Here is a 13,435-nt window from a genome sequence, read left to right on the forward strand (position 1 = left end):
ATCAGTGGCTGATCAGCGCGAGCGCCAACGGGAAGACGGGCAGCAGCGCGTCGATGCGGTCCAGCACACCACCGTGGCCGGGCAGCAGGTTGCTGCTGTCCTTGGCGCCGCTGGCACGCTTGACGAGGGATTCAAACAGATCGCCGACGACGCTCATCGCGCCGAGAAAGACCAGGGCCAGCAGCGACAACCAGCCGTGGCGCTGAACCAGCAACGTGAAGAGGCTGGACGAGTCCACGGCCATCTTCACGTCGATGACATGCACCCAGATGAAGCCCAGCAGGATGACGCCCGCCATGCCGCTCCAGACGCCCTCCCAGCTCTTGCCCGGGCTGATGGCTGGTGCGAGCTTGCGCTTGCCGAAGGTGCGCCCGCCGAAATAGGCGGCGATGTCGGCCATCCAGACCAGGCAGAACACCGACAGGATGAAATTGATGCCGAGCACCTTGGCCTGCACGATGGCCAGCCAGGCGCCCCAGAGCAGCACGGCGCCCAGGGCCAGCCGCGCACCGCGCGCGATGCGCGGCCAGCCGGCGGGCCCGGCGCGAAGCGCGTAGGCACCGCCCAGCACCCAGAGCAGGCTCGCCAAGGACCACACCCAAGCCGGTGGCGCGTTCAGACCACCGACCAGCAACGTCCACACGCACGCCATCGCAAGCGCCACGCCAGCAGCGATGGCGCCGCTGCCGGGCAGGCCGTTGAGCCGCGCCCATTCCCAGCCCGCCGCGCCCATCATGACGACGCTGACCCAGGCGAAGGGCCAGGGCGAGGCCTGGAAGAGCACCGGCAGCAGGATGGCCAGCAGCACGACGGCAGTGATGACGCGGGTCTTGAGCATGGTGGCCTCAGGCGGCGGACGCTTCCTTGACGCCACCAAAGCGGCGGTCCCGCTCGTGGAAGGCCGCAATGGCCGCGTCCAGTTCACGCTCGCCGAACTCGGGCCAGAGGCAGTCTGAGAAAACGAACTCGGTATAGGCCGCCTGCCAAAGCAGGAAGTTGCTGATGCGCACCTCGCCACCCGTGCGGATGAAGAGGTCGGGGTCGGGCGCATAGCTCATCGCCATGAACTCCGACAGCTTGGCCTCTGTCAGCTCGTCGGGCTTCACGCCGGCCTTGATCGCTGCCTTGCAGGCCTGCACGATGTCCCAGCGGCCGCCGTAGTTGAAGGCGACGTTCAGCGTCAGCCGTGTGTTGTGCAGCGTGCTGGTCTCTGCCTCGTTCCAGGCGTTGCGCAGCTTGTCGGACACCGCGTCGCGGTCGCCGACGATGCGGATGCGAACCCCCATCGCGCCCATCTTGGCGAGGTAGCGCGACACGGCAGCCAGCACCAGCCCCATCAGGCCGGATACCTCGTCGCTCGGACGCTTCCAGTTCTCGCTGGAGAAGGCAAAGACCGTGACGTACTCGATGTCCCGGTCGATGCAGGCCTGGACGATCTTGACGAGACTGTCCACGCCAGCCTTGTGGCCGAAGAAGCGCGGCAGGAAGCGCTTCTTGGCCCAGCGGCCGTTGCCATCCATGACGATGGCGACATGGCGCGGTGGCGCGGGACGGTCCTGCGCCACGCTGGCAGACGAGTGCAAACCCAGAGCGCTCAAACCGCGAGGATCTCGGCTTCCTTGGCCGAGATCAGCTTGTCGATCTCCGCAATCACGCGGTCGGTGAGCTTCTGGACTTCGTCCAGGCTGCGGCGCTCATCGTCCTCGCTGATTTCCTTGTCCTTGAGCAGCTTCTTGGCTTGCTCGTTGGCATCGCGGCGCAGGTTGCGCACAGCAACCTTGGTGTCTTCACCGGCATTGCGCACGACCTTGGTCAGGTCCTTGCGGCGCTCTTCGGTCAGGGGCGGCATCGGCACGCGAATGAGGTCGCCCTGCGAAGCGGGGTTCAGACCGAGGTCGCTCTCGCGGATGGCCTTCTCGATCTTGGCGCCCATGCCTTTTTCCCAGGGCTGGACAGAGATGGTGCGGGCGTCCAGCAGCGTGACATTGGCCACTTGCGAGATCGGCACCATGGAGCCGTAGTAGTCAACGCTGACCTGGTCCAGGATGCCGGGGTGGGCGCGGCCGGTGCGGATCTTGTGCAACTCGCCCTTCAGCGCTTCGATGGACTTGGCCATCTTGGCTTCGGCGTTCTTCTTGATGTCGGCAATGCTCATCGTTTTTCCTTGCGGGACAGGCCGCCCGAGCGTCAGCGAGCAGCGCCGTCCCCAATTGACTGAGACTGAATTAGACGTGGACCAGCGTGCCCTCATCTTCCCCTTGCACGACGCGCCTGAGCGCGCCCGGCTTGAAGATGCTGAAGACCTTGATCGGCAGCTTCTGGTCGCGGCACAGTGCAAAGGCAGCGCCGTCCATGACCTGAAGGTTGCGCGAGATCACCTCGTCGAAGCTGATGCGCGAATAGCGCGTGGCGTCGGGGTCCTTCTTGGGATCGGCCGAGTAGACGCCGTCGACCTTGGTCGCCTTCAATACGATCTCGGCGCCGATCTCGGCGCCGCGCAGTGCAGCGGCGGTGTCGGTCGTGAAGAAGGGGTTGCCAGTGCCGGCAGCGAAGACGACGACCTTGCCCTCTTCGAGATACTGCAGCGCTTTGGGCCGCACATAGGGCTCGACGACCTGCTCAATGGCGATGGCCGACATGACACGGGCTGTCATGCCCTCCTGACGCATGGTGTCCGCCAAGGCCAGCGAGTTCATGACCGTTGCCAGCATGCCCATGTAGTCGGCGGTGGCGCGGTCCATGCCCACCGAACCGCCGGCCACGCCGCGGAAGATGTTGCCGCCACCGATGACGACGGCCACCTCAACGCCCATCTGCGTCACTTCGCGGACTTCCTGCACCATGCGGACGATGGTCGCGCGGTTGATGCCGTAGGCGTCGTCGCCCATCAGGGCTTCGCCGGAAAGTTTGAGCAGGATGCGTTTGTACGCGGGCATGGTGTCCTCGATCAGTGGGGGGCGCTGGCTGGCCCAGAAGTTTAAAGGGCGCCTCGGTGTAATCCGGGCGCCCTGGCGGTCAGCTAAGAAGCTTTACTGGCCCTTGGCCGCAGCGACTTGTGCCGCCACCTCGGCGGCGAAGTCGTCGACCTTCTTCTCGATGCCTTCGCCGACGACGTAGAGCGTGAAGCCCTTGACGGTGGTGTTGGCGGACTTCAGGTAGGCGGCCACGGTCTGCTTGCCGTCGGCGGCCTTCACGAAGACCTGGTCGAGCAGGCTGACTTCCTTCAGGAACTTCTGCACCGAGCCTTCGACCATCTTGGCGACGATGTCGGCCGGCTTGCCGGATTCGGCCGCCTTCTCGGTGGCGATGCGACGCTCCTTCTCGACCAGATCGGCCGAGACCTCGGCGCTGGACAGCGCAGCCGGCTTCATCGCGGCCACGTGCATGGCGACGTCCTTGGCGGCAACGTCGTCGCCCTCGAACTCGACCATCACACCAATGCGCGTGCCATGCAGATAGGAAGCCAGCTTGGCGCCGCTGTAGCGCTGGAAGCGGCGGATAGCCATGTTCTCGCCGATCTTGCCGATCAGGCCCTTGCGCACGTCTTCCACGGTCGGGCCGAAGCCTTCTTGCGACAGCGGCAGCGCCGACAGCGCGGCCACGTCAGCCGGGTTCTGCTCAGCGACCAGGCCGGCCAGCGCGTTCACGAAGGCCAGGAAGGCGTCGTTCTTCGACACGAAGTCGGTTTCGCAATTGACTTCGATCAGCGCGCCGTTGCCGCCGACCACAGCCGAGGCCACGATGCCTTCAGCAGTGATGCGCGAGGCGGCCTTGCCGGCCTTGTTGCCCAGCTTGACGCGCAGGATTTCTTCCGCACGACCCAGGTCGCCATCGGCCTCGGTCAGCGCCTTCTTGCACTCCATCATCGGGGCGTCGGTGCGGGCACGCAGTTCGCCCACCATGCTTGCGGTGATAGCAGCCATTTCTCTTCTCCAGATTTCGGTTGGCAAAAGGGGCCTCGCGGCCCCTTTCAAATGCAGGGCGGTAGGGGCTTACGCCTCTTCGGAAACCTCGACGAACTCGTCGCCGGCCGGGGCAACCGCAGCCACCACTTCGTTCGTGGCGTTGGCCTTGCCTTCGAGCACGGCGTCAGCGACAGCGCGGGCATACAGGGCGACAGCCTTGGCGGAGTCGTCGTTGCCGGGGATGACGTAGTCGATGCCGATGGGCGAGTGGTTGGTGTCAACCACGCCGATGACGGGAATGCCGAGCTTCTTGGCTTCGGCAACAGCAATCTTGTGATAGCCGACGTCGATGACGAAGATGGCATCGGGCAGCGCGGTCATGTCCTGAATGCCGCCGATGTTCTTCTCGAGCTTGGCGATGTCGCGCTGGAACAGCAGGGCTTCCTTCTTGATCGCGGGCTGGGTGCCGGCATCGATCTGGGCCTGCATGTCCTTGAGGTTCTTCAGCGAGGTCTTGACCGTCTTGAAGTTGGTCATCATGCCGCCCAGCCAACGCGAGTCGACGTAGGGCATGCCAGCGCGCTGGGCTTCAGAGGCGATGAACTCACGGGCTTGGCGCTTGGTGCCGATCATCAGGATCGTGCCGCGCTTGGCGGCGAGCGAACGCACAAACTTCATCGCGTCGTTGAACGCGGGCAGCGTCTTCTCGAGGTTGATGATGTGGATCTTGTTGCGATGGCCGTAGATATACGGGGCCATCTTGGGATTCCAGAAGCGGGTTTGGTGGCCGAAATGGACGCCGGCTTCCAGCATCTCGCGCATCGTGACAGACATGGGTCTTACTCCGAAGGTTGTGTCTAAAATCCGGCCCGAATTGCGTTGCAGCACCTGGAAACAGCTGTTTCAGCTGACCTTCCAAAGGCCGCAAACCACAACACCTTTGTGTGACCGGTTTGCGATTTGTTGCGACGGGTGGCATGAACGCTGTTCAACGCACACCTTCACAACCGTTTTGCCGATATCGCGACGCTGAAATAGCGACCGCCCCCGGCAAAACCCGCAGAGTATACACAAGCATGCCTCTTATCAGCCAACGCCGCTTCTTCGTGGCCGCCAGCTCGCTTGCCGGAAGTCGCCGCCAGGTGCGCGCTTGAGCCGCCGTGTCGCGGTTGTCGGCGCTGGACTGGCTGGCGTGGCAACAGCATACGAACTCGCAGTCCTAGGCTGCCAGGTTCAGGTTTTTGAGCGCGGCGGCAGCGTCGCCGAACAAGCGAGCTTTGCCGGCAGCGCCCTGCTCTCGCCCTACCCTGCCCTCGTACATGCAGTGATGCCAACGCCCTGGGCCTGGCGCTGGCGCCGCTGGCGCGCCGGCCGCCGCGGCGGTGAATCTGCGTCGACACTGGTGGCCTTGAGCCAGCTGGGCCTGTCGCGCACCGCCGAGCTGCGACATCAGCTGGGCCTGGACGATGAATCGACCGAAGGCCTGCTCATTGCGTTAACTGACGCGCGCCGCCTCGCTGCAGCCGAGGCCAGGATAGACAGTTGGAAGGCGCAGGGCCTGCAGATCGAGTTGCTGGACGCCGAGGCGGCGCGCCGCCTCGAGCCGGGGCTCAATGCCGACGCCCCGCTGTCCGGCACTCTCGCCCTCGCCCATGGCGGGGCGGGCAACGCCCGCCTATTCACCCAGCAACTGCGCCTGAAAGCGCAGCGCCTCGGTGCCAGCTTTCGCTTCCACACGACGGTACGCGCCGTCAGCGCGGACGGCGCCGGCCTGATGCTCCGGCACGAGCACACGCCGCCACTCGAAGCGCCGACACGCGCGCAGGGGGCCGAACGAGAAGCCGGTGACACCCTGCCCCAACCCGTCGGGCCGATGGACGAGCGCTTCGATGCCGTGGTGTTGTGCAATGGCCTGGATGCAAGCGCCTTGCTCGGCCAACGCCTGCCACTGGCCGCCCAGCATGAAACTTCGGTGACCGCGCCCCTGCGCCTGCTGGAAGCGCACCCTGACCTCGGGCCAAAGGCAGCCTGGGTCGACCCCGCGCTCGGGCTGACCATCACCCGCACCGGCCAACGCGTTCGCGTGACCGGCGGGCTGGCGGTGAGCCGCGTCCGCGCGAAGGTGGCGACCGACTTCGAAGCGCTGCACCGCGGCCTGCAGCACTGGTTCCCGGGGTCGGTGCTGCACAGCCAAGTGCAACATGGCCAGAGCCGGCGCGCCGTGGCGGCCGATGGCCTGCCGGTCCTGGGCACCAGCGACCGCGCCGGCCTCTGGCTGAGTCTTTCACCTGGAGGCAACGGCTGGGGCCTGGCCTGCGGCGCTGCCAGCGTGCTGGCTCAGCAGATTGCCGGCGCGACGCCAGCACTCGACATCAGCGCCCTCGGCCCCCAGCGACTGACCTAAGCTCGCGGGCATGCGACCGCTGCTGCCCACGACCTCCACGCTGCCGCTGTTCGATGTCGCCGCCAGCCGGCGCATCGAAGCTCGCGCACTTCTCAAGTCGCCGGACCTGATGGAACGCGCCGGACTGGCCATCGCCAAGCTGGCGCTGGCGCTGTCGCTGCGGCACGGCGATGGCCCGATCTGGGTGGTCTGCGGGCCGGGCAACAACGGCGGCGACGGCCAGGTGGCCGCTCGGCGACTTGCGCAGCACGGCGCGGCTGTGCACGTCGGCCATGACGCGCCGACGCGCCCATCCCTGGTCATCGACGCCCTGCTGGGCCTTGGCTTGAATCGCGCGCCGCCGGCAGGCATGCTGGCAACGCTGGCAGCGATGCAAGCCTGCGCGGCGCCCATCCTCGCCGTCGACCTTCCCAGCGGCCTACTTGGCGACACCGGCCAGGCCGCAGGGGAAAGAGCGGTCCGCGCCGACCACACCTTGACCCTGCTGACACTCAAGCCCGGCCTCTTCACGGGAGAGGGCCGTGCGCATTGCGGCCGGATTTGGTTCGATGACCTCGGCGTTTTGCCGGACGAGGCGTCTACGGCGGAGCTGCTGGGCCGCGCGCCACGGCCCCACCGAAGCGAGACCAGTCACAAGGGAAGCCACGGGCAGGTACTGGTGGTTGGTGGTTCGCCGGGCATGCAAGGCGCGGCCCAGTTGGCCGCGCGTGCTGCGTTGGCTTGCGGTGCCGGGCGCGTCTATCTGGAGCTGCTCGGCCAGCCGGCGGGTGATCAGGCCGACCCGGGCCGACCCGAGCTGATGCGCGGAACCTCGGACGATGTGCCTCAGGCTGTTGGCGTCATTGGCTGCGGCGCCGGCTCTTCTATTGCAGCGGACTTGTGGTCCTTGCTCCAACTGCCGCGCGTCGTCATTGACGCCGACGCCTTGAACGCGATTGCCGCGGATCAATCGCTGCAAGCGCTCGTGCGCTCACGGCAGCCAGGCATGACGCTGCTGACGCCACATCCCCTGGAAGCGGCGCGTTTGTTGGGTCGCGCCACGGCCGACGTTCAAGCGGACCGCCTGGGCGCCGCGCACGAGCTGGCGGCACGCCTTCACTGCAGCGTCGTGCTGAAAGGCTCGGGCAGCGTCATCGCATCGCCCGGCAATCGGTCGGCCATCTGCGCCAGCGGCGGGCCCGCGCTGGCGACCGCAGGCAGCGGCGATGTCCTGGCCGGCTGGCTGGGCGGCCTCTGGGCGCAGCAACCCGCGTCGGACGCACACGCAGTCGCATGCGCTGGCGTTGACGCGCATGGCCGCGCAGGCGAGTCGAACGACGTGCTGCGCGCCGGCGATCTCATCGAACGCCTGGCCGCCCAGCGCTGACGTGTGACCTAGCGGCGCTTGCGCGGGGCGGACTTTGTAGGCGCCTTCTTGGCCGCCTTGCTGGCGGCCCGCTTCGCAGCCTGCTGCGCGGCCTTGACCGGATGCAGCGACGCCACGATGGCCTTGCGGCTCTGCTTCACATCGCGGTCGGTCTGGCGAACTTCGTCGAGCGTCTCGACGGCGGTCTTGGGCGCGCGTTTTTTGGCCGGCGCCCTGCCCGACGGCTTTCCTGAGGCTTTGCCAGAGGCCTTGGACGCACCGCCGCGGCCAGGCGCTCGGAGCTCGTCCGTGTCGCGCACGAGCCGGAAGTCGATGCGGCGGCCATCGAGATCCACGCGGCTGACCTGCACTTGCACGCGTGCGCCGGTCGCATATCGGATGCCCGTGCGCTCGCCGCGCAGCTCCTGCCGCACATCGTCGAAGCGGTAGTACTCGCCACCGAGCTCCGTGATGTGCACAAGGCCTTCAACGTAGAGCGCATCAAGCTGCACGAAAAGGCCGAACGACGTGACTGCACTGACGGTGCCGGCGAACTCCTCGCCGAGGCGGTCGCGCATGTAACGGCACTTGAGCCAGGCTTCGACGTCGCGACTGGCCTCGTCGGCACGGCGTTCGTTGGCGCTGCAATGGGCGCCGACGACCTCCCAGCGTTCGGCCTCGTTGCGGGCCTCAGCCGGGTTGGGCGGTGCCGCGCGCCCGGGGCGCTTGGGCGCCTGCGGGACATTCATCTTGCTGGCGTCCAGCGTGTAGCGCTTGCTGGCAAGCAGGCACTTGATGACGCGGTGGACCAGCAGGTCGGGGTAGCGCCGGATCGGGCTCGTGAAGTGCGTGTACGCCGGATACGCCAGGCCGAAGTGGCCCGAGTTGATGCCCGTGTAGATGGCCTGCTGCATGGAGCGCAGCAGCATGGTGTGGATCTGCTGGGCGTCGGGCCGGTCCTTGGTTGCCTGGGCGATCTGCTGGAACTCGCGCGGGGTCGGATCGTCGGAGATGCCCATGCCGATGCCGAGCGAGCGCAGATAGTTCTGCAGCGTGGTGCGTTTCTCGGGCGTCGGCCCCTCGTGGACGCGATAGAGCGAGTGATGCTTGGAAGACTGGATGAAATCCGCCGAGCAGGTGTTGGCAGCCAGCATGGCCTCCTCGATCAGCCGGTGTGCGTCGTTGCGCGTGCGCGGAATGATCTTCTCGATGCGACCGTTGTCGTCGCAGACGATCTGGGTTTCGGTCGTCTCGAAATCGATTGCGCCGCGTCGGCCGCGCTCAGCCAGCAGCGCCCGATAGACCTCGTGCAGGTGCAAGAGATGCGGCACCAGCTCCCGGCGCTTGGCGGCCTCGGGGCCGTGCGTGTTGGCCAGGATGGCGGCGACTTCCGTGTAGGTGAAGCGCGCGTGCGAGCTGATCACCGCCGGATAGAACTGGTAGGCGCTGACGGTGCCGTCGCTGGACACCAGCATGTCGCAGACCATGCTGAGCCGGTCTTCGTACGGGTTCAGGGAGCACAGCCCGTTGGAGAGCTTTTCCGGCAGCATCGGGATGACACGGCGCGGGAAATAGACCGACGTGGCACGCTCATAGGCATCGGCGTCTAGCGGCTCGCCGGGCTTCACGTAATGCGACACGTCGGCGATGGCCACAAGCAGGCGCCAGCCTTCAAAGGCCTTCTTGCCGCGGCCCTGCTTGAAGGGCTCGCAGTAGACCGCATCGTCGAAGTCGCGTGCGTCCTCGCCGTCGATGGTGACGAGGGCAACGTCGCGCAGATCGACGCGGTTCTTCAGATCGGCGGCGCGCAGTTTCTCGGGCAGCTTGGCACTCTGGGCCAAGGTGTCGGGGCTGAAGCGATGCGGCACATCGTACTTGCGCACGGCAATCTCGATCTCCATGCCCGGGTCGTCGATTTCCCCCAGCACTTCGACGACGCGGCCGACCGGCTGCGAGTACAGAGACGGCGGTTCTGTCAGCTCGACCGCGACAACCTGACCGGCAGTTGCATTGGCGATGCCGTTCTTGGGAATGAGGATGTCCTGGCCCATGCGCCGGTCTTCGGGCGCAACGAGCCAGATGCCCGATTCCAGCAGCAGGCGGCCAATCAGCGGACGCTTCTTGCGCTCGAGAATCTCAAGCACCTTGCCCTCCGGGCGGCCACGCTTGTCGAGGCGCACGATGCGCACGCGCAGACGGTCGCCGTGCATGACGGCATGGGTTTCCTGAGACGACAGGTAGACGTCGGTGGTCCCGTCATCCGGGATCAGGAAACCGTGGCCGTCGCGATGACCTTGCAACGTGCCTTCGACCTCGCCAAGCAGGCCGGCGCCCTCGCCGGTAGGCGACGGATTGGGATTCTTCAAGTTTTTGATGATATAGTCCTTGCTTTCCTGAAACGGCTTAAGCCTTCGATCTGAAGTCTTGAGCACCTTGCCCAGGTGGCGGAATTGGTAGACGCACTAGTTTCAGGTACTAGCGGGTAACTCCGTGGAGGTTCGAGTCCTCTCCTGGGCACCAGATCCAAAGCAAAAAGGCCGACGCGAAAGCGCCGGCCTTTTTGCTTTGGCGGGAGCAAACGCCCGCGAGGCGCTGGGCGCCTGCGGTGTCGGGCGCCGCATCCGACGGGCGCATCAACAAATCCTGTCTGGCGCCCATCTTCGCGATCAAACGACGAACTTCTTCGCCAAGGCCTCCGGCCCCATGCCGTCGTACTCCTCGAACGGCTGATGGATCCACGGAGACGTTTCCAGCATCTCGACGTAGTAGTCCGGCGTGTAGGCCGAAACCTTCTTGGTCCAGATCACGGCCGAGCGCAGTTCGCTGATGGCCGGCATGCCGCGCAGTCGCTCCACCACGGCCTTGAGCGTGACTCCCGAATCGGCCAGATCGTCGACCAGCAACACGCGGCCGGCCAGTTCGCCCTTGGGCATGGTGATGTACTTCGCCATGTCGAGGCGACCCTGGATGGTGCCGGCCTCGGCTCGATAGGAACTGGTGGACATGATGCCCAGCGGCTTGTCGAAGACCCGCGACAGCACGTCGCCCGGGCGCATGCCGCCGCGGGCCAGGCAGAGGATCTGGTCGAACTGCCAGCCCGACGCATGCACCTTGAGCGCAAGGCGCTCGGTCAGCAGGTGGTACTCGTCCCAGGACACGTAGAGGTGTTTGCCGTCATCGGTCAGCATGATGGGTGTTGTCTCCGTCGAATCAGGTGTTGAAGTGTCAGGCCGAATACGGGTGACGCAGCACGATGGTGTGCTCGCGGTCAGGGCCGGTGGAGACCATGTGGATAGGCGTGCCGATGACTTCCTCGACCCGCTTGAGATAGCTGCGGGCGTTGGCCGGCAGCGCATCCCAGGACGTGATGCCGAAGGTGATCTCGCTCCAGCCAGGAAAGGTTTCGAACACCGGCGTGCACGCTTCGATCTCGTCGGCGTCCAGCGGCAGGATGTCCAGCTTGCGGCCGTCCAGCTCATAGCCCACGCACATCTTGATCTCGGCCAGACCGTCGAGCACGTCGAGCTTGGTAAGGCACAAGCCGCTGATGCCGTTGATGATCATCGACCGCTTCAGCGCGGCCGCATCCAGCCAGCCACAGCGGCGCGCACGGCCGGTCACGGTGCCGCGCTCCTGGCCAACGGTCGACAGGTGGTAGCCGACGGTACCCGGAACTTCCCAGTCCAGCTCGGTCGGGAAGGGGCCCGAGCCGACGCGCGTCGTGTAAGCCTTGGTGATGCCCAGCATGTAGTGCAGCATCTGTGGGCCGACCCCTGCGCCGGCGGCAGCGTTGCCCGCCACGCAGTTGCTGGACGTGACGAAGGGATAGGTGCCGTGGTCGATGTCCAGCAGCGTGCCTTGAGCGCCTTCGAACAGGATGTTGGCGCCGGCCTGGTGGGCCTTGTGGATCAAGTAGCCCACATCGGCCAACATGGGCTTGATGGCCTCGGCCATCTTCATGGCTTGCTCGAAGATGGGCTCGAAGGCCAGCACTTCGCCCTTCAGATAGCCGCCCAGCGCGAAGTTGTGCAGCTCCAGCAGTTCACGCAGCTTCTTGGCGAAACGCTCGGGGTGCTTCAGGTCCTGCGCCCGCAACGCACGACGGGCCACCTTGTCCTCATAGGCCGGTCCGATGCCCTTGCCGGTCGTGCCAATCTTGCCGCTGCCACTGGTCTCGCGCAGCTGCTCACGCGCCTTGTCGACGGCGACATGGAAGGGCAGGATCAGCGGGCAGGACTCGCTGATGAAAAGGCGCGAACGCACCTCGACACCGGCGGCCTCAAGACGTTCGATCTCCGTCAGCAAATGGGTCGGGTCGAGCACCACGCCGTTGCCGATATAGCAGGCCACGCCGTCACGCATGATGCCGCTAGGGATAAGCTGCAGCGCGGTCTTTACACCTTTGATGACGAGCGTGTGGCCGGCGTTGTGGCCACCCTGGAAGCGCACGACACCCTGCGCATGGTCCGTCATCCAGTCGACGACCTTGCCCTTGCCCTCGTCACCCCACTGGGTGCCGACGACGACCACATTGCGTCCGCGCGCGGTTTGGCTCTGCATCTTGTTTGCCTGCTTATTGCTTGGGATTGGGAAGGGCCGCCGCGCTTAAAGCGCTCGGACGACCCAGTCAGCGTGCTCGCGAACCAACTCGCGGTCACAGTCGAATTCGTCAGCCTCGTGTTCATGGCCAGGCAGTACGCAGACCACCGTCTCGCCCTGCTCCCGCAGGGCCCGCACGGCCTGGCGTAGCGAGGCATCTTCTCCCCAGGGCGCGCGCACCGCGGCGCGCAACGGGGTCGCGGGCACGAGCGTCACCAGCGTCTTCAAATCGAGACTGAAGCCCACTGCCGGCCGACGGCGGCCAAAGGCAGCGCCGACCTCGTCATAACGCCCGCCACGCAGCACGGCGTCTGAGCAGCCCGACGCATAGGCGGCAAAGCGGATACCGGTGTAGTACGCATACCCCTGCAGGTCGGCCAGATCGAAGCCCAGTACCACCTCGGGATGGACGTCGGAGAGATGACCGGCCAGCCAGTTCAAATCAGCAAGCGCGGCCTTGACCAGCGGACGGTCGGGCAGGCGTCGTGCGGCCTCGCTCAGCACTTCCCGACCACCGAACAGGCTGGGCAGAGCCAGCAGCGCGTCACGGGCGACTGGCGGCATGTCGGCACTCAGCAGCGACAGCGCGGCCAGGTCCTTGGCTGCCAACGCAGCGGTCAGCGCTTCAAGTGCCTCGGGTGTCAGCTTGACGCCGTCGAGCACGCCTTGCAGGAGGCGCGCATCGCCGAGGTCCAGCATCACGTCGCGCAGGCCACCACGGCGCAGCGCGTCGAGTGCCAGCTCATGCACCTCAAGGTCGGCCTCCAGGCCAGCATGGCCATAGATCTCGACACCGAACTGAAGCGGCTCGCGACTGGTGTTCAGGCCGTCGGGCCGCGTGTGTGCCACCGGCCCGCAGTAGCAAAGGCGGGTCACGCCCTGACGGTTCAGCAGATGGGCATCGATGCGGGCGACCTGCGGCGTCGTGTCGGCGCGCAGGCCAAGCGAGCGCCCGGAGAGCTGGTCGACCAGCTTGAAAAGCTTGATGTCGGAGCCGCTGCCCGTGCCGGACAGCAGAGAATCCAGATGCTCCAGCAACGGCGGAATGACCAATTCGCAGCCGTAGCTGCGGGCCATGTCGAGCAGCTCTCTACGCAGCTCTTCGATGCGGCGCGCCTGCGAAGGCAGGACATCGGCGATGTGCTCGGGCAGCAGCCAAGCAGAGGACATGGTCGAGGGCAG

At 66.0% G+C, this 13,435-nt stretch carries 12 protein-coding genes and 1 tRNA gene; 3 read left to right on the forward strand and 10 right to left on the reverse strand.

The genetic code is table 11. The features are described 5' to 3' along the window. Position 1 precedes the first annotated feature (1 nt). The 6 genes from ASC81_RS16835 to rpsB form a co-directional block, all read right to left on the reverse strand. Positions 2-838 carry a phosphatidate cytidylyltransferase gene (locus ASC81_RS16835; protein ID WP_056269392.1) on the reverse strand — a complete coding sequence of 279 codons (837 nt, stop codon included), beginning with the start codon at positions 836-838 and terminating at the stop codon, positions 2-4. Positions 839-845: 7 nt separating this feature from the next. Then, complete coding sequence (gene uppS / locus ASC81_RS16840) at positions 846-1,598, reverse strand: polyprenyl diphosphate synthase (protein WP_082536585.1); 753 nt, start codon at positions 1,596-1,598, stop codon at positions 846-848. Then, entirely contained in the window at positions 1,595-2,155 is a 561-nt protein-coding gene (gene frr, locus ASC81_RS16845; protein ID WP_056269394.1) for a ribosome recycling factor, read from the reverse strand. Before frr ends, uppS begins: the two co-directional genes overlap by 4 nt. Positions 2,156-2,225: 70 nt before the next feature. Beyond that, positions 2,226-2,936 (reverse strand): UMP kinase, encoded by a 711-nt coding sequence (pyrH, locus tag ASC81_RS16850; protein WP_056269396.1) that lies wholly within the window; start codon positions 2,934-2,936, stop codon positions 2,226-2,228. Between the two features lie 93 nt (positions 2,937-3,029). After that, the gene (gene tsf / locus ASC81_RS16855; protein WP_056269398.1) at positions 3,030-3,923 is read right to left on the reverse strand and encodes a translation elongation factor Ts; all 894 of its coding nucleotides are present in this window, start codon (positions 3,921-3,923) and stop codon (positions 3,030-3,032) included. Between the two features lie 69 nt (positions 3,924-3,992). Beyond that, entirely contained in the window at positions 3,993-4,739 is a 747-nt protein-coding gene (gene rpsB, locus ASC81_RS16860; RefSeq protein WP_056269400.1) for a 30S ribosomal protein S2, read from the reverse strand. Positions 4,740-5,055: 316 nt separating this feature from the next. Here rpsB and ASC81_RS16865 point away from each other — a divergent pair, with 316 nt between their 5' ends. Continuing rightward, positions 5,056-6,309, forward strand: a complete 1,254-nt coding sequence (locus tag ASC81_RS16865) for an FAD-binding oxidoreductase (RefSeq protein WP_255354435.1) — start codon at positions 5,056-5,058, stop codon at positions 6,307-6,309. 10 nt (positions 6,310-6,319) lie between these two features. Further along, the gene (locus tag ASC81_RS16870) at positions 6,320-7,675 is read left to right on the forward strand and encodes an NAD(P)H-hydrate dehydratase (RefSeq protein WP_056269404.1); all 1,356 of its coding nucleotides are present in this window, start codon (positions 6,320-6,322) and stop codon (positions 7,673-7,675) included. 8 nt (positions 7,676-7,683) lie between these two features. Here the strand turns inward: ASC81_RS16870 and rnr are convergent, their stop codons facing one another. Next, positions 7,684-10,020 carry a ribonuclease R gene (rnr, locus tag ASC81_RS16875; protein WP_056270005.1) on the reverse strand — a complete coding sequence of 779 codons (2,337 nt, stop codon included), beginning with the start codon at positions 10,018-10,020 and terminating at the stop codon, positions 7,684-7,686. A 69-nt stretch (positions 10,021-10,089) separates the two neighbouring features. Here rnr and ASC81_RS16880 point away from each other — a divergent pair. Further along, a tRNA-Leu gene (locus tag ASC81_RS16880) sits at positions 10,090-10,174 on the forward strand. A gap of 146 nt (positions 10,175-10,320) precedes the next feature. Here the strand turns inward: ASC81_RS16880 and ASC81_RS16885 are convergent. Genes ASC81_RS16885 through ASC81_RS16895 form a run of 3 tightly spaced genes read right to left on the reverse strand, consistent with a single transcriptional unit; the run spans position 10,321 to position 13,423 of the window. Continuing rightward, positions 10,321-10,842, reverse strand: a complete 522-nt coding sequence (locus tag ASC81_RS16885; protein WP_056269406.1) for a phosphoribosyltransferase — start codon at positions 10,840-10,842, stop codon at positions 10,321-10,323. Positions 10,843-10,879: 37 nt separating this feature from the next. Further along, positions 10,880-12,214 carry an adenylosuccinate synthase gene (locus ASC81_RS16890; protein WP_056269407.1) on the reverse strand — a complete coding sequence of 445 codons (1,335 nt, stop codon included), beginning with the start codon at positions 12,212-12,214 and terminating at the stop codon, positions 10,880-10,882. A gap of 45 nt (positions 12,215-12,259) precedes the next feature. Next, the gene (locus ASC81_RS16895; protein ID WP_056269409.1) at positions 12,260-13,423 is read right to left on the reverse strand and encodes an ATP phosphoribosyltransferase regulatory subunit; all 1,164 of its coding nucleotides are present in this window, start codon (positions 13,421-13,423) and stop codon (positions 12,260-12,262) included. Between the last annotated feature and the right edge of the window lie 12 nt (positions 13,424-13,435).

This window comes from Pelomonas sp. Root405, assembly GCF_001425165.1.
Lineage (GTDB): Bacteria > Pseudomonadota > Gammaproteobacteria > Burkholderiales > Burkholderiaceae_C > Pelomonas.